Annotated in this window: 20 protein-coding genes, 1 pseudogene and 1 CRISPR repeat array; of the genes and pseudogenes, 10 read left to right on the forward strand and 11 right to left on the reverse strand. The window is 72.1% G+C overall.

Annotated features, from left to right (window positions below):
* The first annotated feature begins 85 nt into the window (after positions 1-85).
* The 5 genes from VSR01_RS11265 to VSR01_RS11285 all read left to right on the forward strand — a co-directional run bounded on the left by VSR01_RS11265 (position 86) and on the right by VSR01_RS11285 (position 4,796).
* Positions 86-1,024 carry an SDR family oxidoreductase gene (locus VSR01_RS11265; RefSeq protein WP_326449125.1) on the forward strand — a complete coding sequence of 313 codons (939 nt, stop codon included), beginning with the start codon at positions 86-88 and terminating at the stop codon, positions 1,022-1,024.
* A 34-nt stretch (positions 1,025-1,058) separates the two neighbouring features.
* A complete protein-coding gene (locus VSR01_RS11270) occupies positions 1,059-1,856 on the forward strand; it encodes a hypothetical protein (protein WP_326449126.1) in 798 nt (265 codons plus the stop codon).
* Positions 1,857-2,005: 149 nt separating this feature from the next.
* Positions 2,006-2,467, forward strand: a complete 462-nt coding sequence (locus VSR01_RS11275; RefSeq protein WP_326449127.1) for a hypothetical protein — start codon at positions 2,006-2,008, stop codon at positions 2,465-2,467.
* 119 nt (positions 2,468-2,586) lie between these two features.
* Complete coding sequence (locus VSR01_RS11280) at positions 2,587-3,009, forward strand: hypothetical protein (RefSeq protein WP_326449128.1); 423 nt, start codon at positions 2,587-2,589, stop codon at positions 3,007-3,009.
* Positions 3,009-4,796: a CHAT domain-containing protein gene (locus VSR01_RS11285; protein ID WP_326449129.1), complete on the forward strand. Its 1,788-nt coding sequence runs from the start codon at positions 3,009-3,011 to the stop codon at positions 4,794-4,796. Before VSR01_RS11280 ends, VSR01_RS11285 begins: the two co-directional genes overlap by 1 nt.
* 349 nt (positions 4,797-5,145) lie before the next feature.
* Here VSR01_RS11285 and VSR01_RS11290 read toward each other — a convergent pair.
* Together VSR01_RS11290 and VSR01_RS11295 are read right to left on the reverse strand one after the other, a co-directional pair.
* Positions 5,146-5,608 (reverse strand): annotated as a pseudogene (locus VSR01_RS11290) (SDR family NAD(P)-dependent oxidoreductase).
* A complete protein-coding gene (locus tag VSR01_RS11295) occupies positions 5,605-5,883 on the reverse strand; it encodes an Atu4866 domain-containing protein (RefSeq protein WP_326449130.1) in 279 nt (92 codons plus the stop codon). Before VSR01_RS11295 ends, VSR01_RS11290 begins: the two are co-directional and overlap by 4 nt.
* A gap of 139 nt (positions 5,884-6,022) precedes the next feature.
* On the opposite strand from VSR01_RS11295, the gene VSR01_RS11300 reads away from it, so the two are divergent.
* The 4 genes from VSR01_RS11300 to VSR01_RS11315 all read left to right on the forward strand — a co-directional run bounded on the left by VSR01_RS11300 (position 6,023) and on the right by VSR01_RS11315 (position 12,631).
* Positions 6,023-6,874, forward strand: a complete 852-nt coding sequence (locus VSR01_RS11300) for a helix-turn-helix transcriptional regulator (protein WP_326449131.1) — start codon at positions 6,023-6,025, stop codon at positions 6,872-6,874.
* Between the two features lie 162 nt (positions 6,875-7,036).
* Complete coding sequence (locus VSR01_RS11305) at positions 7,037-7,417, forward strand: hypothetical protein (protein ID WP_326449132.1); 381 nt, start codon at positions 7,037-7,039, stop codon at positions 7,415-7,417.
* A 244-nt stretch (positions 7,418-7,661) separates the two neighbouring features.
* On the forward strand, positions 7,662-9,761 hold the full coding sequence (locus VSR01_RS11310) for an exo-alpha-sialidase (RefSeq protein ID WP_326449133.1): 2,100 nt from the start codon (positions 7,662-7,664) through the stop codon (positions 9,759-9,761).
* A 693-nt stretch (positions 9,762-10,454) separates the two neighbouring features.
* Positions 10,455-11,886: a CRISPR direct-repeat array (repeat unit 29 nt; unit sequence CTGCTCTCCGCGCGAGCGGAGGTGACCCG).
* A 223-nt stretch (positions 11,887-12,109) separates the two neighbouring features.
* Positions 12,110-12,631, forward strand: a complete 522-nt coding sequence (locus tag VSR01_RS11315) for a hypothetical protein (protein WP_326449134.1) — start codon at positions 12,110-12,112, stop codon at positions 12,629-12,631.
* Here VSR01_RS11315 and VSR01_RS11320 read toward each other — a convergent pair.
* A protein-coding gene (locus VSR01_RS11320; protein ID WP_442785436.1) for an IS5 family transposase occupies positions 12,623-13,455 on the reverse strand; the annotation gives its coding sequence in 2 pieces (ribosomal slippage) (positions 12,623-13,101 and positions 13,101-13,455; 834 coding nt in all). The two genes, VSR01_RS11315 and VSR01_RS11320, sit on opposite strands and share 9 nt — an antisense overlap.
* Positions 13,456-13,520: 65 nt before the next feature.
* Between VSR01_RS11320 and VSR01_RS11325 the strand changes: the two genes are divergently transcribed.
* Positions 13,521-14,084 (forward strand): GNAT family N-acetyltransferase, encoded by a 564-nt coding sequence (locus VSR01_RS11325; protein WP_326449136.1) that lies wholly within the window; start codon positions 13,521-13,523, stop codon positions 14,082-14,084.
* Positions 14,085-14,194: 110 nt separating this feature from the next.
* Here VSR01_RS11325 and cas2e read toward each other — a convergent pair whose 3' ends face one another.
* The 8 genes from cas2e to casA all read right to left on the reverse strand — a co-directional run bounded on the left by cas2e (position 14,195) and on the right by casA (position 20,939).
* Positions 14,195-14,506, reverse strand: a complete 312-nt coding sequence (gene cas2e / locus VSR01_RS11330) for a type I-E CRISPR-associated endoribonuclease Cas2e (protein ID WP_326449137.1) — start codon at positions 14,504-14,506, stop codon at positions 14,195-14,197.
* Positions 14,507-14,555: 49 nt separating this feature from the next.
* On the reverse strand, positions 14,556-15,560 hold the full coding sequence (gene cas1e, locus VSR01_RS11335; protein ID WP_326449138.1) for a type I-E CRISPR-associated endonuclease Cas1e: 1,005 nt from the start codon (positions 15,558-15,560) through the stop codon (positions 14,556-14,558).
* Positions 15,557-16,231 (reverse strand): type I-E CRISPR-associated protein Cas6/Cse3/CasE, encoded by a 675-nt coding sequence (gene cas6e, locus VSR01_RS11340; protein ID WP_326449139.1) that lies wholly within the window; start codon positions 16,229-16,231, stop codon positions 15,557-15,559. The genes cas1e and cas6e overlap by 4 nt, the downstream gene beginning before the upstream one ends.
* Positions 16,231-17,244, reverse strand: a complete 1,014-nt coding sequence (cas5e, locus tag VSR01_RS11345; RefSeq protein WP_326449140.1) for a type I-E CRISPR-associated protein Cas5/CasD — start codon at positions 17,242-17,244, stop codon at positions 16,231-16,233. Before cas5e ends, cas6e begins: the two co-directional genes overlap by 1 nt.
* Positions 17,241-18,419: a type I-E CRISPR-associated protein Cas7/Cse4/CasC gene (cas7e, locus tag VSR01_RS11350; RefSeq protein WP_326449141.1), complete on the reverse strand. Its 1,179-nt coding sequence runs from the start codon at positions 18,417-18,419 to the stop codon at positions 17,241-17,243. Before cas7e ends, cas5e begins: the two co-directional genes overlap by 4 nt.
* A gap of 68 nt (positions 18,420-18,487) precedes the next feature.
* On the reverse strand, positions 18,488-19,261 hold the full coding sequence (casB, locus tag VSR01_RS11355) for a type I-E CRISPR-associated protein Cse2/CasB (RefSeq protein WP_326449142.1): 774 nt from the start codon (positions 19,259-19,261) through the stop codon (positions 18,488-18,490).
* A 122-nt stretch (positions 19,262-19,383) separates the two neighbouring features.
* Positions 19,384-19,509, reverse strand: a complete 126-nt coding sequence (locus VSR01_RS11360; RefSeq protein WP_326449143.1) for a hypothetical protein — start codon at positions 19,507-19,509, stop codon at positions 19,384-19,386.
* Positions 19,506-20,939, reverse strand: coding sequence for a type I-E CRISPR-associated protein Cse1/CasA (gene casA / locus VSR01_RS11365; protein ID WP_326449144.1), 1,434 nt, complete (start codon positions 20,937-20,939; stop codon positions 19,506-19,508). The genes VSR01_RS11360 and casA overlap by 4 nt, the downstream gene beginning before the upstream one ends.
* Positions 20,940-20,947: the final 8 nt, after the last annotated feature.

Below are 20,947 nucleotides of genomic sequence, written 5' to 3' on the forward strand. Positions count from 1 at the left end.
CATCCCCTGTCGTGCCGGATGAAGCCGGTTTCTCGTTTCCGCACGGCACGCACAAACCCGTACCCGATGCCACAAGGACAGTTAGATGCGCGTATTCGTCGCCGGCGGGACCGGCCATTTGGGGCCGTACATCATCTCCGCCCTCCTCGCCGCCGGGCACGAGGTCACCGGCCTCGCCCGGTCGGAGGCCGCGGCGGCGGCCCTGTCCGCGCTCGGCGCGAAGGTGCGCCGCGGCGACCTCCGGGACCTCGACGGCCTCAAGAAGGCGGCCGCGGACGCCGACGGCGTCGTCCACGTGGCCCACCGACAGGATCTGCTGCCGTCCGGCGGGATGGCCGCCGTGGCCGCCGCGGAGCTCCCGATCGTGCGCGCGTACGGCGAGGCGCTGGCGGGAACCGGTAAGCCGCTGGTCGCCGCGGGGAGCATCGGCTCACCCGGGCAGCACCGGGGGCGGCCAGCCACCGAGGACGACCCGGCCCTGCCCGCCGGCGAGGAGCACCGTGGCACCCTGCGGATCCGCAACGTCGTGGAGAGGGCCGTGATCGACCTCGCCGGGCAGGGGGTGCGGTCGTCGGTCGTCCGGATCGCCAACATCGCCCACAGCGCCACCGATCGTGCCGGCTTCCTCCCCACGCTGATCGCGCTCGCGCAGGAGAAGGGGTTCGTCGGCTACCCCGCGGACGGCGCGAACCTGTGGAACGCCGTGCACATCCGCGATGCGGCCACGGTGTTCCGCCTGGCGCTGGAGAAGGGCCCGGCCGGCAGATACTGGCACGCGGTCGCGGACGGGGCCGTACCGTTCCGCGAGATCGCCGAGGCCCTCGCAGTCCGCCTGAACCTGCCCGCCGTGAGCGTTCCCGACGACGCCCTGATGACGCCGGGGTACTTCGGGTTCCTCACGCACATCGCCACGCAGAGCTACCCGGCGTCCAACCTCGTCACCCGCCGCGCCCTCGGCTGGGAGCCCGCCCAGCCCGGCCTGCTCGCCGATCTGGACAACGGCCACTACTTCCCCGCCGGCTGACGGCGGGACCGGGAATCGCGGGTACGCTCCGCCGGTGACGAAGAAGCAGGGCGGGAACGCCCGTTCCGCGGCCCGCGCCGCCAAAGCCGGCGCCTCTGCCGCGAGGGCGTCACGGGCGACCGTTCCCGTCGAGGCCGCCCGTCGTCGCCTGCGCGCGGGGGCCGCGGTTCTCGGCGGGGGCGTGGCGGCCGCCGTCGTCGTCCCCTCGCTCCTGGAGCGGTTCGGGGTCATGCGATCCGGCGCCTGGGTGCCCGCCCTGTTCGCCGGGTTGGCCCTGGCGCTCGGCTGTCCGCTCCTCTACATGGATTTCGGTTCGGTACGGCACGGCTCCGGGCGGCAACTCCTCACCGCTCGGACCGTCACGGGCGACCGCACGGTCGACCTGAGCCGGCTGACGCGGATACGTCGCGTCCGCGTCCTCGGCAGGGCCGGCTGGCTGGACCAGGTCTGGATCAAGGACGGCCGGGGCGTCGCCCTCCTCGTGGACGGAGAGGCGCTGACGGGCCCGGGGGGGCCGGTGGGCCCGATGGGCCGGGCGACGGCCCACGGCCCGGGAGTCCCGAACCCGCCGTCAGGCGTGAAGATCTCCCGCCACGCGGCCGCCGGCCTCGGCCTCCGCACCCCCTCGACCGCCCAGCGCGCGGCCCGCGCATGGGCCGACGCCCTGCTCGGCATCCTCCTCCCCGCGGCGGTCACCGCCCTCACGGTCCTGGCCGCGGCTCATCACGTCCGCGTGAACCCCCGCGGCGGAGCCGGACCATGGGCGTCGATCGCCCCAACGGCGGTGGCACGCAAGGGCGGTGAGCCTTTCGCGGCCGGTCACGGCTCCTGACGCCGGGAAGTCGGCTCGCATAGCCGTGTACCTCTCGTCCCGACTCTCACCCTATGGGGCTGTTTACCGCCTTAAGGCGATATCGGAACTCGACGACTCCTTACGCTACATGCCGTAGTCACATGACTACAGAAGCGAAAGGACAGGGGATGCGTCCCAAATCTGTGGGCAAACTGATGGTCCTGGCCTCGGCCGCCGCGATGCTGTTCGGCGGTGTCACCACCAGCTCGGCCCACGCGCAGGCGAGCGACGGGCCCATCGTGTACTCGATCACCTTCTCCAACCCGCGCGAGAGCGACGACAACGATCTGCCGGAGCCCTACGGTGAGGTCTTCGTCCGGGCGCCGTGGGGGCAGCAGACCGAGCTGTGGAAGCACCCGGACCTGGACATCAACACCCCGACGCTCCCGCGCTATCCGGAGTCCGGCGCCACCCACCGCTTCGTCCCCCACCCCGTGTCCGAGGTGTGCGCGTCCGTCGGCGAGGACGACACGGGCATCAACGAGGACGACGTCCTCGCCGACGGCTGCCTGCCCTACACCGGCCCCGGCGACTACACCCTCAGCGCCGAAGGCGGCTCCGTGACCGTCAGCATCTACCACTTCGGCTGAACCGCCGTACGCTGACGCCCCGTTGCCCGCGACAGGCCGGTTCTTCCCGCGCGGGCAACGGGGCCAGGGAAAAACCGATAACGGACGAACGTTCCACACCGCGCTGTTAGCGTGCGCGCATGAGCAGCCACATGTACGTCCATGTGCCGGCGGATCTGTGGGCGTTGCTCGAAGCGCACGGGTACGACGAGGTGGAGACGCCCTCGCGGGGGATGCACGAGGTGGCTTCGGTCGCCGAGGCCGTCCTGTCCGCGGGGGAACAAGGGATGGGTCTGACGACCGAGCTCGTCGGGGTGTATCTGGCCCGGCAGCAGATCGGCGATTTCGTCAACCGCGTCGCGGCGTGGTTCGGGCTGCGCGCTCGCACCCCCGACGCTCCGCGGACCCTCAGCTTCGTGATCACCGCCGGTCCCGCGGGCGCCGGAAAACGCGTCGAGATCACCTGCCCGGTGGGGCCCGACGGCGCCCCGGCCCTCGACGTCGCGGCGCTCACCGCGGCCGTGGTCTCCGCGCTCGACACCTCGACGGCGGCCGACGCCTGATGGGACTGTTCTCGCGCGGCAGGGACAACCTGCCGGAGGCCCAACGGCAGGCCGGGCGGCTGCGCGAACGGTTCCGGCAGTCGGGTCCCACCAAGGACATCGTGGACGAGTCCTGGCGGCAGATGCTGCTGTGCGCCGATGAACTCATGGGCGGGGACGAGCGGTTCGCCCGTCTGCTCCTCGACACCGCGCACACCTCCTTCGTCCTGCACGCCGAGACGGGACAGTGGCTCGTCGCCGTCGCCTCGGCACTGCAGTTCGGGGTGGCGGTGGCAAGCATCGAGGTGCAGTCCGCCCGCGACGACACGCCCTTCCCCGAGCAACTGTGGCCGGCCGTGCAGGACATGACCGACCTGGCGGTGGAGGTCGCCCACCGAGCGCGGGTCCCGCTGGCCGGCTGCCTCATCGCCGAGTCGCTGACCACGAGGCGCTTCACCGACCGTATGTACCAGCGCGAACTGTCGGCGATCCTCGGCGAGGACGACGTCCTGCGGCGGCTGCGCGCCATCGTGGCCTCCCAGCGCGAGCAGTTGGCCGCCGCCCGCGAACCGCTGCCCGAGGCCCCGGACTCCGCCGCCGCCCTGCGGGCGCACATGGACGACCTGCTGCTGCACGACCTGGACGCGGCCGTCGCCGGCGGGGCCGGTCGCTCCCTGTTCGCCGGCACCACCGCCGTGCCCGCCGTGCTGGCGGCGAGCACGACCGGCCGCTCCGTGGTGTTCGTCGCGCCGGGCCTGGGACAGGGCGCGGCGTTCCGCCTGGAGGGACCGGAGACCGGCCGCGACCTGTGCGAGAGCGTGCAACTGCCCCGGCTGGGACGGGCGGCGGTGAGGGAACAGGCGCGGCGGGTCCGCGAGGTGCTGAGATCGGATGAACGCCGCACGACGGTCCGGGGGGAGGCGATCGACGCGGCGCTGAAAGCGGTGTCCGAGGCAGTGTGGGAACCGGTGTTCGACGCGTGGCCGGACCTGCGCGACGGGCGGGTCGCGCTGGTCCCCCTCGGTGCGAGCGCGTCGCTGCCGCTCTTCACCGCGCCGGTCGACGGGGCGCCGGTGTGCGGAGGGACGGACCTGACGGTCGTGCCCTCGGGCCGGTCTCTGATGGTCGCCGGCGCGTGGCCACGGTCGCCGCGCCAGGACCCGCTCGTCGCGGCCGACCCTTGGTACGCCGACGGCGCAGGCGCCGTACCGATCCCCTGCACGGTGGCCGAGGCCCGGGCGGTGGCCGCCGTGCACGGGGTGGCACCGCACATCCTGCGCGAAGCGGCGGTCGCACCCGGCGGCGGCGCGGGGGCGTTCGACCGGCTGCGGACGATCGACCGACCGCCGGCGGCGGACGAGGCCGCGGGAGCCGACGATCTGGTGCGCCGCATTTCGGCCGCGAACCTGATCCACCTGGCCGGCCACGGACACCTCGACGGTGACGATCCGCTGCGGTCCGCCCTGCTTCTCGGCCGGCCGCTGCCGCTGTCGGCGCTGCTCGACCACGATCTGCGCCGCGGCACGACGATCGTGCTGTCCGCGTGCCACCTCGCCGACGTCGGCACCGCGCAGACCAGCGAGCAACTCGGCTTCCCCGGCGCCATGCTCGCCATGGGCGCCAGTTCGGTGATCGCCGCGCTGTGGCCGGTGCCCGACTCGTCCGACACCGTGACACTCATGACGTACCTGCACGAGGAACTGCGCACCGCCACGCCGTCCGCGGCCCTCGGCCACGCTGTGACCCGCGCCGCGGCGGACGGCATGCGAGCCGCCGTCTGGGCCCCGTTCGTCCACTTCGGCGCATAGCACCCGGCCCGTTGCCCCGGCGTCTTCGTACGCCGCGCGCAGCCGCCCGAAGCCCCGACCGCCTCGGTGCCGGCGGCGGGTGTGGTACAGGAGGACGACGGTGCGCTCGCCGGGTGCGTCCTCGTGGGCCCAGCCCGCCTCGACCTGGTCGAGCGGGAACGGGTGCGGGGCGCACGGCCATGCCGCCCGCGGCGATCGCGGCGATCGCGGCGACGAGTTCGGTGAACTCCCGCTGCATGACGTCCATGGGGACCGCTCCGGCGATCACGCGTTCGGCGCCGAGATGCTTGGCGACCTCGACGGCGTGCGTGCGCACGGGAGCGTCGTGAACGCCCGGCCGGCGGGATGTTCAGTGCGCGGTGAGGCCGCCGTCGACGACGAGTTCCGAGCCGGTGACGAAGGAGGAGTCGTCGCCGGCGAGGAAGAGGATCGCGGGGGCGATCTCATCGGCGCGGCCGGCTCGGCGCATGGGGGTGCGCCGGATGTCCGGTTGCCGGTCGCCCTGCTCTTCCAGGAGATCCTGGATCATCGGCGTGGCGACCACTCCGGGATGTATCGAGTTGACCCGTACGCCCTGCCGGGCGTACTCGACCGCGGCCGTCTTGGTCAGCAGGCGCACCGCGCCTTTCGACGTCCACCTCCGCACCACCCGCCTCGATGCGCCGCGCCAGCTTCTGGAGGGGTTCCCGGGCCACATCGGTGATCACCAGCCGGGCGCCCTCCTGGGCGAAGAGTTCGGCGGTCGCCGCGCCGATCCCCCCGGTTGCGCCCGTGATCAGGGCCACCTTGCCGTCAAGACGTCGTCCGGTCATGAAGTGCGGTCCTCTCCTTGCGTCGACTCGCGGTACAGCACGAGGTACTCGTGGTAGAGGACTCCGTCGCGGATGTCCCCTGTGGCGGTGAACCCGGTGTCGTCGACGTAGTCCAGGTGACTGCCGGTCACCGTGTAACGGCCGGTGTAGGCACTGGCCCGCTCGCCGCGAGCCTCGTCGTAACGGCCGTCCGGCAGCAGCTCCTGCCGGATGTGCCCGTCCTCGGTCACCCACATGCCGACCACGTCCACGTGGCCGTCCTCGATCGCGGCCATGGCGGCCCCCTCTCCTCGAACGGTGCGGTCCCTCCCGCTCCATCGAGTCTGCGCAGGTCAGCGGCGACCGACCAGGACGCGTGCTGCCTGGGTGCAACACACCCAGGCAGCGCGGCGGCGCGCCGCCTAGCCTGAAGACATGGACGACAACCGCATGGGGGAGTTCCTGCGCGCTCGCCGCGCCGCCCTGCGCCCGCCCGACGTCGGGATGCCGAGCCACGGGACCCGCAGAGTCGCCGGGCTGCGCCGCGAGGAGGTCGCCGTCCTGGCCGGAGTGAACGCCGACTACTACACCCGCCTGGAACAGGGCCGCGAACGCCACCCCTCCCCCCAGGTGATCGACGCTCTCGGTCATGCGCTGCACCTCGACGAGGACGCCAGGGCGCACCTGTACCGGCTGGCCGGGGCCACGCCCGGCGAGCGACTACGGCCGCACTCCACCGGGCGCGTCAGCCCGGCCCTGCGACAGCTGCTGGACGGCTACCCCGACACCCCGGCGTTCGTCATGAACCGAACCCTCGACCTCCTCGCGGTCAACGCGCTGGCCCAGGCCCTCTACTCGGCGTTCACCCCTGCGGACAACCTCGCCCGCATGACCTTCCTGGACCCCGCCGGCCGCACCTTCTACACGGACTGGAACCGGGCGGCACAAGCCACCGTCGCCCATCTCCGCGAGGCGACCGGCTTCGAACCGGACAACCCGCGGCTGCGCGAACTCGTCGACAGCCTCACCGAGCACAGCCCGGACTTCGCGCGCCTGTGGCAGTCCCACACCGTGCGAGGCAAGACGCAGGACGCCAAACACTTCCTCCACCCGGACATCGGCCCGCTCACGCTCACCTACCAGGCGTTCGACGTACGCGAGGCGCCCGGCCGGCAACTCGTCATCTACCACGCCGAACCGGGCAGCCCCAGCGCCCACTCCCTCCACCTGCTCGGCTCCCTCCACGCCACCCGGCGCCAAGCCCGCTCCCCGCACATACAGGCGTAGCTTCGGCCTGCTGGCGGCGCGCCAGGAGGTCCGGCCAGGAGCGGCTGGTCGACTCCGTCGCGGCGCCGCCGGGCGCGCCACCGGTGGGGGTGCCCGGTCCGTCGGACGGGCGACATGTCCTCCTGGTAGCGGATGGCGTGATCCCGCCAATAGCCTGCTGCCATGGGACTCTTCAGGCGCGACAAGTCCGACACGGCAAAGAGCGCGACCAGCGGACTGGTACTGGTGAGCGGCGGTGGCGTCCGGCAGGTGGCCACCGGCTCCTACGGGATGGATCTCGTCCAGGAGGTGGCCCGTCTGCTCGGTTCCGAGCACATACGGTCCACCAAGCTGGGCGAGGACCTGACGCTGTGGCACGCCGAGGACGGTCCCGGCCGTCCGCAGCCGGGGCTGCCCAACCCGGCGGCGAGCCGGCTCGCCGCCGGGTACGGCTCGCCACCGGTCACCGGCCCCGCCGTCGTCTCGGGCCCGATGATGTACGGCAGCCCCTATCCGCTGGACGCCGACGGGCTCGCGCGGACCGCGACCCGCCTGGGCGGCTAGTGCCGTGTTCCCCGGGAGTCCACGATCGCGGGGAAGCCTCACTGGATGCGCGGGCGGTGGGTGAGCCGGACCGGGTGTGGAGGCTGTGGACGAGGTCCATACCGGACATGGGTGACGTCCACGCGTCGACGCATTGACAGGTACATGACCTTACGGTTACAACGTTGCAGAGTTCGGGTCGCACGGTCGTCGTGGTCCGTCGCGCCGTGGCCGCCGTCAGCACGATTCCCTTCGAGGTGATGCCATGAGGCGCGTCCTGGCGGTGCTGTCCGTACTGCTCGCCTTCCTCGGCCTGACGACCGTCGCTCCGGCCGCCCACGCCGTGCCGGGCGGCGGCACGCAGATGTGGTCCGGGTACTCGTACTACCCGCGGGTGGTCCGGCTGGAGCACAGCGGCTCGTCGAACGGCATGGTGGTCGCCGCGGTCGTCACCAACCAGAACAGCAACTGGGTCGGCGCGATCTTCCACAGCACCGACAACGGCCGGACGTTCACCCAGGTCGGCGCCGTCAACGACCCGGTCAACTCCACCGGCATGTGCTGCCAGACCCTCTACGAACTCCCCAGCGCCGTGGGCGACATGCCCGCCGGCACACTGCTGTGGGCGGCCTCCTTCGGCGCCGACGCCGGCAGCGGCAGGCGCATGTCGATCCGGGTGTGGCGCAGCGACGACCTGGGCGTGAGCTGGTCGTACCTGTCCACCGTGACCACGGCGTCGAGCGCTGCGGGCCTGTGGGAGCCGGAACTGACCGTCGCGTCCGACGGCCGGCTCGTGGTGTTCTACTCCGACGAGACCGATCCGGCGCACAGCCAGAAACTGGAGCGGGCGCGTTCGGCCGACGGCGTCACCTGGAACGACTTCAGCGACACCGTCGCGCTCACCGACGCCTCCGCCCGCCCCGGGATGGCCGTCGTCCGCCGGCTGCCGAGCGGTTCGTACCTCATGAGCTACGAGGTGTGCGGCACCTCGCACGTCTGCGAGGTGTACGTGCGCAGCTCGCCGGACGGCTGGGCCTGGGGCACGCCCTCGGACATTGGCACCCGGGTGCTCACCGCGGACGGCCGCTACCCGGCGAGCACCCCCACCATCACGGTCGCGGGCACCACCGTGCTGCTCACCGCGATGCGCCTGCGCAACGCGGACGGCAGCTTCGCCGCCGGCGACGGCGCGACGGTGCTGGGCAACGCCGCCGGCGGCCAGGGCGCGTGGTTCGACATCGCCTCGCCGGTGCCGCTGCCGGACCCGGGCGGCGGACCGGCCCCCACCTGCCCCGGCTACAGCTCGCCGCTGCTCGGCTCGGCCGACGGCAAGTCGTTCCTCCAGATCACCACCGACCTCGACGCGAGCGGCCAGTGCCGCGCCTACACGGGCCAGGCGTCGGCGCTGCCCAGCGGCAGCACCGGCTCCACCTGGACCGCCGAGGGCTCACCGGTCTACCTCTCGCCGAACCAGCAGCACGTCACCCACGTCGACGCCGGCGGCGCGCTGCGCAACGTCTGGTGGGACGCCTCCACCGGATACGCGGCGAACACCTGGGCCACCGGCGCCACCGGCACCCCGGTCAGCTTCGTCGACGGCACCCAGCAGCACGTCTTCGTCCGCGGCGCGGACGGCTCGCTGCAGCACTACTTCTGGGACTCCGCCACCGGCACGACCACCCACGACACGTGGGCCGGCAGCGGCGTCGCGGGCGACCCGGCCGCCATGACGATCGGCGACGCGCAGCACGCGTGGTGGGTGGACGGCGCCGGCATGCTGGAGCACTCCTGGTGGGACCCGACCGGCGGCTCCCACCACGACACCTGGGCCACCGGCGTCACCGGCCGGCCCAGCGCGATGCTCGTCGGGAACGTGCAGCACGTCTTCGTCCGCACGCCCACGGGCGCGATCCGCCACGTGTGGTGGGACGCGGCACAGGGCTCCCAGAGCGAGACCGTCCCCGCCGACGCGGCCGGCGACCTCGCAATCGCCGAGATCGGCGACGCGCAGCACCTGTGGTTCACCGACAGCGCGGGCCGCCTGCGGCACTGGTGGTGGAGCCCCGAGGCGGGCTGGAACAACGACACCTGGGGCACCGGCGTCACCGGCCGGCCCACGTTCCTGCAGGACGGCGCCCAGCAGCACGTCTTCGTCCGCGGCAGCGGCGGCACGGTCGAGCACTACTTCTGGCAGTCCACCGACGGCCTGCACCACGACACCTGGGGCACCGGCATCAGCGGAGACCCCACCGCCCTGCTCATCGGCGACGCCCAGCACGTGTGGGCGACCGACCCGAACGGAACCGTCCAGCACTGGTGGTGGACCCCGGCGGACGGCGTACGCCACGACACCTGGGGCAGCTGACGGCGTCCGGTGGTGGTCCCTGGCCGCGGGCTCACTCCGGCGAAGGAGATCGTCCAGAACCCCCGGGCCCGCCCCGGGCTCACCGGCCGGGGGCGCCGCGCCGGGCATCGCTCTCACCGCGAGCCGCGCGGCCGGGGCCTCGCAGGCCGGGCGGGGTGCGCCTCACCGGGCGCAGGGTGGGGCGGGTGGGACTCGAACCCACGGCCGACGGATTATGAGTCGCGCGGAGCCCGAGCCGGAGGATGACGCGTAGTCCCGACCAGTCCCGTCCATGCAGGTCATGAGCCTGCCCCGTCCGCCCGGCAACGCATGATCTCGCCCCTTCCAAGGGCGTCCGCGCTCACACCGGGCTCACCTCGGGCTCACTTCAGGCTCGCGGCGAACAGAGCATTCGGTCGACCGCCGCGACGACGTGGGTCCGGCCGTTGCGGGAGCCCTCGCCCGAGGCGACCGAGCGCATACAGCCCTGCCCTGCCCCCTCGGCCGCCTCGACCGGAAGAGGTCACCACTGCAACGCGAACCAGAACGCACGCCCGCCCCCGGCGCAGCCCCTGCCACACCCAATCCGCCCACGGCCACGGAGCCGCCCGTAGACTCCGGGAGCATGACCACGGACACTCCTGCGGTGCGACCCACCACACGCCACCCGGCAAAGAACGAGCAAAGCCCCTCTAGAGCCCCAGGTCAGGAAGTCTGCTCTCCGCGCGAGCGGAGGTGACCCGGCGTTCGATCTCCAGGAGTACGGGCCCGCTCTCTGCTCTCCGCGCGAGCGGAGGTGACCCGGCGCGGCAGCGCTCGGCACACCGCGGCCTGTTCTGCTCTCCGCGCGAGCGGAGGTGACCCGTGGCGGGCTTCCTCAAGGGGCGTGGGGTTCTTCTGCTCTCCGCGCGAGCGGAGGTGACCCGGGCACCGCGGCGCTGCAACTGACCGGGGTGGACTGCTCTCCGCGCGAGCGGAGGTGACCCGGTGCTGAGCATCAACGGGCTGTCCGGCGAGCACTGCTCTCCGCGCGAGCGGAGGTGACCCGGAGGCGAACCTTTGGCCAGAGGTACGGGGTGTCTGCTCTCCGCGCGAGCGGAGGTGACCCGAGGAGTGTCGTCACCTCGTCCGGGCTGGGGGTCTGCTCTCCGCGCGAGCGGAGGTGACCCGTTCCGCACCACCGCCGCGCCGCTCACCTGCAACTGCTCTCCGCGCGAGCGGAGGTGACCCGCCGCTATCGGGAATCCACGCCAAGTGCTGCGCCTGCTCTCCGCGCGAGCGGAGGTGACCCGGTGACGCGACCGTTGTGGGGCAGGCGCAGGCGCTGCTCTCCGCGCGAGCGGAGGTGACCCGCTGGTGCTGCAGTCCCTCGCGGACAGAGCCGACTGCTCTCCGCGCGAGCGGAGGTGACCCGGTCGCGCGGCGAAGCCGCTCCTTCTTGCTCTTCTGCTCTCCGCGCGAGCGGAGGTGACCCGTCGTCCCAGGGGCCGTGGATGAAGTACCGGTTCTGCTCTCCGCGCGAGCGGAGGTGACCCGGATGTAGAAGCTGAGGAGCATGCCGCGTAGTGCTGCTCTCCGCGCGAGCGGAGGTGACCCGGCTCCGCGGAACCGTTGTGGCTTTCGACGCCATTGCTCTCCGCGCGAGCGGAGGTGACCCGTCGTAGGGGCCGCGGTCGCCCTTGAGGGCGAGCTGCTCTCCGCGCGAGCGGAAATGACCCGCTGACCGGAGCGTTCGCCTCGGGTGCGCTGACCTGCTCTCCGCGCGAGCGGAGGTGACCCGCGCTGGCAGTCTCGTGTCGAGGGCCCGGACGGCTGCTCTCCGCGCGAGCGGAGGTGACCCGGCCACATCCCGGCCACCGGCGCCGTTGTCCACCTGCTCTCCGCGCGAGCGGAGGTGACCCGGAGAAGGCGCCGCTGCGCGTCCTGTACGAGCACTGCTCTCCGCGCGAGTGGAGGTGACCCGAGCGGCAACGCCGCTGACCAGCGGGCATCTGCCTGCTCTCCGCGCGAGCGGAGGTGACCCGGCTGTCGAGCATCTGCTGGCCGCGTACACGCGCTGCTCTCCGTGCGAGCGGAGGTGACCCGGCGACCGCACCGCCGGACCCGAAGGAGAAGAACTGCTCTCCGCGCGAGCGGAGGTGACCCGCTGAAGGACTCCCTGAAGCCCAACGCGACCGCCTGCTCTCCGCGCAGCGGAGGTGACTCGGTGAAGCCCGATCCGTAGGCCAGGGCAACCACCTGCTCGGCTTTCGTCGCCCGGGAGTCCGAGAGCAGTGGCCTCGGGCTCGCGGGCCGGCAGCGGGTTCTGGAAGTCGGTGCCGGTGCCGGGACGTTCGGGTGGTCCTGGGCTGGCTAAGACATCGTTTCTTATGGTCGGCCCCACCCCCTTCCAGGCGGGGATACTGCTTTCAGTGCTGTTGACATGGATCGCTGAGGTGGCCGAAGAGCCGCTTGCATTGGAGCCGGGTAACCGGCGGGTGGAGTGGGAGACGAACACCTGGTCGCTGGGTGCAGGTGACGAGGACGGGCGGCCGTTGTCCGCTGCCGAGGTGGTCGCTGCCTTCGAACAGACTGCTGCCGGCATCCGGGAACGCATTCGCGAGCTGGGCTTCTCCGGAGTGGCGACGTTCTATGTGTGGCACGACGGGCAGGCCGGGCAGCTCCGGTGCTCGACCGGCTCCGTTCCTCCGGAGGAGTTGCCGTTCGACGGCACCTACAGGGTTGCCGACCAACTTGGTCCGATCGTGGAGGGTTTCCTGGCCGACAACATGCCAGGGGTCGTCGCCTGGCCGGAGCTGGACGAGGCGGACGGCCACTTGGAGCAGGTCATGACGGAGCCTGAGATCGCGCCCTTGCGTGTCTGCACCAGCAGCGTTGGAACCTCACACTGAATGCCCTTGCGCATCTAGGCGGGCGAGTCGGCGGTGGCCGATGAGGATTGCGGCTATGCCGACGAAGGCGAGGAAGTGCTCGGCCTTGCGTTCGTAGCGGCGGTGGAGCCGTCGGCAGCCGGCCAGCCAGGAGACGGTTCTCTCCACGACCCAGCGGTGTCGGCCCAGCCGTTGTGAGGACTCGATGCCTTTGCGGGCGATGCGGGGGCGGATGCCGCGCTCGCGGAGCCATCGGCGCAGGTGGTCGTAGTCGTAGCCCTTGTCGGCGTGCAGTTTCGCCGGCTTCCGTCGCCGGGGCCCGCAGCGGGAGCGGATGGGCGTGATGCCTCGCACGAGCGGCTCCAGGCCCTGGCTGTCGTGCATGTTCGCGCCGGAAATCCCCAGGGACAGGGGCAGCCCGTTCCGGTCGGTGATCAGGTGGATCTTCGATCCGAGTTTGCCGCGGTCGGTCGGATTCGGTCCCGTCAAAGGCCCCCTTTTGTCGCCCGCAGACTGACCGAGTCGATAGCGCACCGCGACCAGTCCAACTCGCCCCGCGCCCCGAGCTCGTCGAGGATCACGCGATACAACCGCGCCCAGACCCGCTCCCGGCTCCACTGGGCGAACCGCCGGTAGACCGTCTGCCAGGCCGGCCCGAACACCGGCGGCAACTGCCGCCACGTGCAGCCCGACGTCGCCACGAAGATGATCGCAGCCAGAGCCTCGCGGTCACCAGCCCGGCGTCGGCCGCCGCCCTGCGGACGTATCACCTCAGTCGGTGGCACCACCCGCCGGAACAACACCCACAACTCGTCCGGCACCAACCGCTCAACCAGATCCGTCATGCACGGAACAACGAACGATCGCGCCATAAGAAACGAAGTCTAAGCTGCCGGTCATGGAGCCGTCCGTGAGCAGCCGCGCGGCCGTCGACCTTACGGTCCTCGAGGCCGCCGAGCTGACGTCCGATCCGGATCGGGCGGGGCCGTTCGTGGAGTCGGCCCACAGGATGCTGGCGGATCTGGTCCGCGGCGGTGCTGCGTTGGGCTGGGTCGAACCGCCGTCGCGGGACGAGATCGCGGAGCTCGTCGACCGTGTCGTTTCCGCGGTACGGACCGGGGACGCGGCTCTACGTGCTGCGTATATCGACCGCCGGCTCGTAGGGCTGGGGTACTGGCTGCGCTACGCCCGGCCGACCCATCAGCCGCACGCCGATGTGGAGAAGGTCGCGGTGGACGCCGCCGTCCACGGCCGCGGCGTCGGCCGCACACTGACCAAGGCCCTGATCGCCGACGCCCGCCAGGCGGGCATCGAAGTCCTCACCCTGGACGCCCGCGGCGACAACGCCAACGCCCTGCGCCTCTACCGTTCACTGGGCTTCACCGAATACGGCCGCCTTCCCGCCTTCGTCGCCATCGGCGAACAGCGCTACGACAAGGTCTTCTGCATGCTGGACCTCCGCCGAGACGGCTGACCGCCCGCCGCCGGGCGTGAAGCCCCTGCCATGACCAGCGCAGCCTCGCGGACGGCGCGTCCTACAGCCACCTCCGCTCGCACGGAGACCACACTTCCCGGCCTGGCCCTCTACAAAGGTGTCGCCACCTCCTGGCGCCCCCGCTGGAAGGCGATGAGGGTGAGCCCGTCGAAGTCGACGGGATCGCGGCGGTGGGCGCCGGCGGTGCGCAGGGTGAAGCCCTGCTCGTTGTCGGCGGGACAGGCGAGAACCGCCGTGCCGTCGGCGGTGGAGGCGGCGACGGAGGACCAGAGTTCGTCACGGACCTTGGCGGAGACGGAGCCGACATAGAGCTCGGGGGTGACTTCGAGGAGCCACCGGGTCAAGGCTCCGCGCAGGTGGTCGGGGACGGCGGTCGCGGCGATGACGATCATGGAGGGCATGGGCAGTCCCGGGTCGAGGGGATGGTGCCGTGTGGGCGGCGGGTGCGACTCACGGCGCCGCGTCCGCGGCGTGGTTGACGCCCCCGGGGATGACGCCGGTGACCGGGTCCCAGAGGTCGACGAGGTGTTCCTCGGGGTCGGGGACGTCGATCTCGGTGTCGGGATCGAGCAGGTGCTGGACGTCGGCGACGACGCGCGGCAGGAGCTTGAACAGGCGCAGCGCGTCGCGGAAGGAACGCCGGGCCTCGGCTTCGGGGTTGGCCGAGGCGTGGACGGAGAAGGCGAGCGGGATCGTCAGCTCGGCCTTGTAGAGGTCGGCGATGTCGTAGACGAACGCCTGCTGGTTGCCGTTGTGGACGTAGCCGAGGGCGGGTGAGCAGCCCAGGGCGAGGATCGCGGCGTGGACGATGCCGTACAGGCAGGTGTTCGCCGAGGACAGTGCGAGGTTGACGGGGTCCTGGGTGTCCCAGGAAGCGGGGTCGTAGGCGCGGCGGAAGCGACCGATCTTGTACTGGCGGGCGAGGAGTTGGTAGTGCGCCCGGACGCGTTGCCCTTCCATGCCGCGCAGTTGGGCGAGCGTGGTGCCGGCGGGAACCGATCCGGGTCCGAAGCGCTTCTCGTACATCGCGGTGGCGACGGCGAGTCGTCGGTCGTCGTCGGCCCAGGTGCGGACCTGTCGTTCCAGCCAGGTGGTGGTGAGGGAGTCCGGCGTGGTGGCGGCGTAGCAGCGCACACCGCCGGAGCCGGTGACGAGCACGGTGGTGCCGTGGCGGGCGAAGGTGGCCAGCGCCCGGGCGGTGATGGAGGTTCCGGGGCCGAGGAGGACGCAGGCCAGGGCGGCGGTCGGCAGGTAGACGGTCTCGGTGCCGCGGCGTTCGCTGGTGATCTCGGCGCAGACGCCGGTGTCGTCCTGGTGGATACGCACGATGTCGAGGTAGAGGAAGGACAGGCTGTCGGCGACGCGCGGCAGCATGGCGACGGTGGGCGCGGCGAGGCGGCGCCGGGCGTCGGCGGGGTCGCGCTGCCGGGCGCCCGAGGAGGTCGCGGGACTCATCCGGTGCTCCGGGCCGGCGCGATGGACAGCAGTCCGCAGCCGTACGCCTTTCCCCGGCCGATGCCTTCGGTGATCTTCGCGCGGAGCAGGTCGGGGTCGATGATCGCGGCGGTGCCGTCGAAGCGGATGCGGGCGTGCCGGACGCGCTGATCGGCGGCGGGGCCGTTCGTGCCGCGGGGACCGCTGACGGCGTCCAGGGGCAGCGAGTGCACATCGAGGGGCTTGAGGCCACCGGCTTCGGCTTGCCGGAGCCACCATTCGTCGGCGGCCGTTCCGTGGAGCGCGACGACCGGAGGCAGGCGGTAGGCGGCACGGGTGGTGGCGCCGGGCTTGCGCACGGGGCTGGCGACGCAGCGGTAGCGGATGGTCAGTCCCGGGCGCAGGGCGTCCAGGAGCGGGTCGAGGGGTCTGCTCGTGGCGGTGCCGTAGCCGTCGGGGAGCAGTGTGGTGTCGGGGCGTTCGCCGCTCTGCAGCAGCACGTGCGGGCCGTCCGGGGTGTCCTCGGTGCGGAACAGCACACCGAGTTGCGCGCGTGCCGCGGCGCCGAGGTCGTAGGGGAACAGGGACATCAGGCGTCGGTGCAGGTGCATCGCGGCCGCTCTGCCCTGCGTGTCCTTGCGGGCCTGGGCCGAGCGGGGGTCGGGGACGATCCGGGTGAGCCAGACGGTCATCATCGGCTCCCTTCCAGCGCGTCGCCGAAGGGGGCGAGGCGGTGGGCGATGAGGTAGGAGTGGAGCGCGTCGAGGTGTTCGGCGCCGAGGGTGGGCTGCGCGGAGAGGAGCGCGCGGCGGCGGTACAGCGGACGGGCGCGGTACGAACGGGATCGGGGGTGGAACGACACCGGGTCGTCGGTGATCTCGCCCACCGGCCGGCTGCCGTCGTCGTGATCCTGCGGGCCGCCGTGGAACTCGGCGCCGGCCGCGCCACCGCCATCGCCTTCGTCGGAGGCTTCCGGAATCGGGGGTACGGGCAGCCGGTCCAGCGGGCGGTCGGACACGAATTCGACAGCGGAGGCCGGGGCGTTGCGGGGATGCGCGGCCAGGGGCAGCGCGACGAGGTGCGCGAGCGTGTCGGCGGTGTGGGCCAGCAGAAGCGGGCCCTCAGGCGGGCAGGAGCGGCGTCCGAGGAACAGCGGCCACCGCGGATCGACGAGGGCGCGGGCGCACTCCCGTGCGAGGCCGCCGGGGGCGTCGGGCCGGTCGAGGCGGTCGGGGTGGTCGGGGTCATCGAGGTCGTCGGGGAAGGCGACCGCTGCGGTGAAGACGGCGTCGGCCAGGTACATGCGGTGGGTCAGCAGAGTGCCGGTGTCCCCGGGGCGCTTCTTGCCCTCCGCCGTGGTGACGGTGGCCTTGGCCGGCAGGCCGCCGCCGACGGTGTGCAGGTCGCGCAGCAGCACGCCGGGGCGGTCGATGCGCACGGTCAGCGAGACGGCGGCGAGGTCGTCGACGGCCGCGCCGCGTTCGCGTCCGAGGGCCGCGGCCAGCAGGCCGATGACGCCCGAACGGGTCGGGAAGGCGGCGGTGTCGCGTTCGTTGAAGTGGCTGTGCTCGCCCCAGGACTGCAAGGGCCCGGCGAACCGCAGCAGCAGTCCGGGTTCGGGCCGCCGGCTCGGTGGCGCGACGGCGCCGGGGCGGGGGTCGAGTGCGGGCGCGGGTGCGCCTACGGGTGCGGGTGCGGTGGTCATGCGGCTGCGGCTCCGGCGGTGCCGAGCGCGGCGTCCAGTGCCGCGGCGATCAAATCGTCGAAGGAGTCGGCGCGGGCGCCCAGGCCGGTCGGTTCCTTGGTCTCCAGGCTCGTCCAGCCCGCGTTCAGCACGCGCGAGGCGCCGAGCAGTTTGTTGGCCGCCGCGGCGTAGGAGTCCAGGCGCTCGATGGAGTTGTCGGTGAAGCCCCCTTCGCGCGCTGCCGCGACCGGCTTCTCGAATGCCGCCGCGTACGACAGGGGCCGGTCGGTGCGGACGCTGATGTGGGCCAGGGCCGGGATGGTGTGCGGGGCGGTGGAGTTCTTCTTGGCCTGGGGCAGGGACTCGATGAACGAGCGGAGGAACGCGGTCAGCAGTTCGCGGACGGCTGTGGCGTCGTCGCCCACGTTCACGGCCAGGTCGCGCAGGTCGACGGTGGCGTAGCGGTAGAACGTGCCGGCGCTGAACTCGGCGTGCCCCATGTGGGCGCTGCCGGCGGAGTCGTTCCATGCGGCGGTGATGTCGTCGACGGCGGAGAAGTAGTCGAGTTCGACGTCGGTTCCGTGCGTGGTCAGGGCGTGGGCGACCTGGACGGCGCCGTCGACGCCGGCGGCGTCGATCTCGGCGAGCATGCGCCCGAAGAGGTTGATCACGCCGTTGCGGGAGCGCAGGACGCCTTCGATGCGGTCCTGGGGCAGGACGCTCTTGTCGGTGGGCTTCTTGATGTCCGCTGCGTTCTCCAGCTGCTCGCGGAACTCCTGGGCGAGGTCCGCGAGTTCGCCGACCGCGATCTCGGGGACGTAGACCATGGCGTTGGTCAGGACCTTGTTGGGCACGATCTGCTTGGAGTCGTCGGGCTTCTTGCCCAGTTCGAACTTGATGCTGCTGCCGGCCGCGATGTGCCCGCCGGCGCGCTGGGCGAGCTGCTCGGGCCAGCCGCGCTGCTGCAGCTCGCGGGTGACGCGCTCGCCGATCCGCCGGGTGCGCAGGGCCTGTGCGCCGATCAGCTCCTGGAACTTCTCGCGCTGGGCGCGCTTCCAGGACTGGCTGCTGACGCGGGTACGCAGGACATTGCCGTAAAGAACCGTTTTGACCGAATTCGTGTCGTCGCGGTTGAGGTTGGCGAAGGGCACGCTCTGCAGGACGTGGATGTCGATGAATCGGGCGGGTGCGGTCATGGGTGACTCCTGGTGCGGCGAACGGATCATGTGGTGGTCGGGGGCAGGACGCGGCGGGGTAAGCGCGGTCACTGCGTCGGCGCGGGATCGAGCGGCGCCTGCTCGTCGCCCGCCGCGGCATCGTCGGCCACCGCCTTGTCGCGGAGCCGGTAGAAGTCCTGCAGCCAGCGGCGGGAGATCCGGCCGGAGTGGACGGGCCAGGCGATCAGGTCGTCGAGGAGCTGCGCGAGGTCGACCGGGACGCCGACGTCGAGCAGGTAGCGGACGGCGGCGGGAAGGTGCCGGTGCAGACCGTTCACGCTCTGACGGGTCAGCAGGTTCAGCCGCTGCTCGGCCGCGGAGGCCCGCATCTCCCGTTCTCTGCCGGGTGACGTGGTGACGGCCTCGGCGAACGACGCGCCCAGGCTCGTCCCGTACCGCGCCGGCCGATGTGGCGAGTCCTGACGCACCGGGTCGCCCTCCGCGGGAGGCGTACCGTCGGCGGCCGCACGTTCGTCGCCCGACGCGAGCGACGCCAACTCCGCACCGGCGCCGTCGTCTCCGGTGCCGTCGCCGCCGTCGGCGGTGAGCCGATTACGCGGCTGGTCGGCGAGCATCGCGGCGACCGTGTAGTGCGCGCGCTGCTCGTGCTCCGAAAGGCCCCGCCCACGGGAGGGAAGCCCGGGCACGACGATGCGGTGCATGCGCGGTACGTCGTCCAGCCCCCGCCGGACGCCGCTGCGCAGGGCCGCCCGCGCCCCCGGATCGTCACGGCAGATGTTCTCGATGTAGCGGACGAACGCCAGGCGCTTCTCGCGACGGGGTACCGCCGGATCGTCCTGCGCTGAGGTGACCGTCGTCATGGCGGAGGCGACTCCTTTGTCGGATGTGCTGAACGTGCCGAAGAGGTCGGGGGAAGGGTTCGAGCGGCATGCGGGTGCCCAGGTGCGCGGCGCGCGTACAGGCCCGGGCGCGGCGGGCGATGTCACGCCGCCTTGGGCTTGCGCTTGCCGCCGTACAGCTCGATGCGCGCCTGGGAGACGGCACGGGCACCGCGTAGGGTGCGCGTCACCGGATCGGTGACCGTCTCGTACGCCTCCTCGGCGATCAACCGGAACGCCTTGCGCGCCGCGGCGAGATCGAGACCCGCGTCCAGCGCGCGCCCGCTCCGGTCGAGCGCCCGGAAACGCGACCAGAACTGCGCCTCGGCCCGCGGCCAGTAACGGGCGGATGCCTGCGCCGCCCACGCCCCGCCGTCGGCTGCGGAACTGTCGGTGTACTCAGCCCACGCCCTGCGGACCGCACGTTCCAGCCGGCCCCGTACAACTCACCGAGGCGCCGCAGTTGGCCCACGGCGGGGGCGGTGCGCGGATTGCACTCCTCGACGTCGCCCAGCACCGGCGGGGTGGAGGCGTCGACGAACTGCGTGTCCTTCGCCTGGCCTTCCTGATCGAAGCCGAGCGCGCGCACGCGCAGGTCCTCGGAGACGTCGGCCGCGTAGGCGAAGACCTTCGGCTGCCGCGGTCGTGCGGCTCCCGGCGCCTCGCGCAGCAGCAGCGCGTCCAGGTCGCGCCACAGCGCACGCTGGAAACTGGCCGGCCGCGGGTAGCGGTTGCCCTGCTGGCTGGTCTGCCAGATCAGGAAGTCGTCGTCGCGGGTCGCGCGCTTCGTCCGGTAGGCCCAGGTGATGAACGCGTCGCGGACGCGTTCACCGTCCTCCTCGTCGGGAACGAGCAGCAGCGCGTGCTGGGAACACGCGGTCAGCTGGGAGCACGGCCCCGTCACCGGCCGTGGCGCACCGTCGGGGTCGGGCAGTTCGTCGAACTCCCACGGGCACTGGTCGTCCGTGCGCCGGACACCACTGTCCGGCCTGACCAGTCCCGCGAGCAGCGTCTCGAAGAGCGTGTCTCCCTCGGGGTGGTACGACAGCGCCGTACGCAGCGGCCCGGCGGTCATGCTCGCGGTCTTGACCCCGTTGACCTCGCGGGACGAACAACGGCCCGACGGCCCGTAGTAGTGCCAGACCAGCAGGTTGAGAACCGCCTCCGAGATTGTCGGCAGATCGGGAGCGGCGTCGCTGCCGTGGCGGAACCAGGCGTGATTGTTGCCGGCGGGCCGCGTGACGATCAGCTTGTTCACGCCCGCGGTGTTGTCGGCGTCGCACTGCTCCCGAAGCCGCGGGTCCTGCATCCACGGTCGGCCGCCGACCGGGTCGTAGACGGAGAAGCGGCGTTCGTAGGCGGAGAGGTAGGTGTCGATGCCGGCCCGCGGCAGGCGTCCTTCGCCCACGATGCCGTCACGGCGATCGGACCAGTCGGAGCCGGCCTCGTCCAAACCGGTCACACGGGCGGTGAGAGCGTAGAGGATGCGCAGCAGCGCGGAGTGCGCCGGCGGCTGCGCCACCGCGAGTCCGGCGATCTCATGGCTCCTGTCCAGTACGGTCCGCAGGCCCACCATCGGCGGCCGGTCCGCGGAGGCGTCCTCGGTCCAACGAACCGGTATCCAGGGGTGTTCGAGCAGGTTGGGGGTGCCGGTCGACACGAGGTCTC

Origin of the sequence: Actinacidiphila sp. DG2A-62 (assembly GCF_035825295.1) — a bacterium.
GTDB lineage: Bacteria > Actinomycetota > Actinomycetes > Streptomycetales > Streptomycetaceae > Actinacidiphila.

What these genes read in the sequence shown, in the direction of transcription:
- VSR01_RS11265 (WP_326449125.1), top strand. Translation starts at nt 86, where the DNA reads ATGCGCGTATTCGTCGCCGGCGGGACCGGCCATTTGGGGCCGTACATC.
- VSR01_RS11275 (WP_326449127.1), top strand. Translation starts at nt 2,006, where the DNA reads ATGCGTCCCAAATCTGTGGGCAAACTGATGGTCCTGGCCTCGGCCGCC.
- VSR01_RS11280 (WP_326449128.1), top strand. Translation starts at nt 2,587, where the DNA reads ATGAGCAGCCACATGTACGTCCATGTGCCGGCGGATCTGTGGGCGTTG.
- VSR01_RS11285 (WP_326449129.1), top strand. Translation starts at nt 3,009, where the DNA reads ATGGGACTGTTCTCGCGCGGCAGGGACAACCTGCCGGAGGCCCAACGG.
- VSR01_RS11295 (WP_326449130.1), bottom strand. Translation starts at nt 5,883, where the DNA reads ATGGCCGCGATCGAGGACGGCCACGTGGACGTGGTCGGCATGTGGGTG.
- VSR01_RS11300 (WP_326449131.1), top strand. Translation starts at nt 6,023, where the DNA reads ATGGACGACAACCGCATGGGGGAGTTCCTGCGCGCTCGCCGCGCCGCC.
- VSR01_RS11305 (WP_326449132.1), top strand. Translation starts at nt 7,037, where the DNA reads ATGGGACTCTTCAGGCGCGACAAGTCCGACACGGCAAAGAGCGCGACC.
- VSR01_RS11310 (WP_326449133.1), top strand. Translation starts at nt 7,662, where the DNA reads ATGAGGCGCGTCCTGGCGGTGCTGTCCGTACTGCTCGCCTTCCTCGGC.
- VSR01_RS11315 (WP_326449134.1), top strand. Translation starts at nt 12,110, where the DNA reads ATGGTCGGCCCCACCCCCTTCCAGGCGGGGATACTGCTTTCAGTGCTG.
- cas2e (WP_326449137.1), bottom strand. Translation starts at nt 14,506, where the DNA reads ATGCCCTCCATGATCGTCATCGCCGCGACCGCCGTCCCCGACCACCTG.
- cas1e (WP_326449138.1), bottom strand. Translation starts at nt 15,560, where the DNA reads ATGAGTCCCGCGACCTCCTCGGGCGCCCGGCAGCGCGACCCCGCCGAC.
- cas6e (WP_326449139.1), bottom strand. Translation starts at nt 16,231, where the DNA reads ATGACCGTCTGGCTCACCCGGATCGTCCCCGACCCCCGCTCGGCCCAG.
- cas5e (WP_326449140.1), bottom strand. Translation starts at nt 17,244, where the DNA reads ATGACCACCGCACCCGCACCCGTAGGCGCACCCGCGCCCGCACTCGAC.
- cas7e (WP_326449141.1), bottom strand. Translation starts at nt 18,419, where the DNA reads ATGACCGCACCCGCCCGATTCATCGACATCCACGTCCTGCAGAGCGTG.
- casB (WP_326449142.1), bottom strand. Translation starts at nt 19,261, where the DNA reads ATGACGACGGTCACCTCAGCGCAGGACGATCCGGCGGTACCCCGTCGC.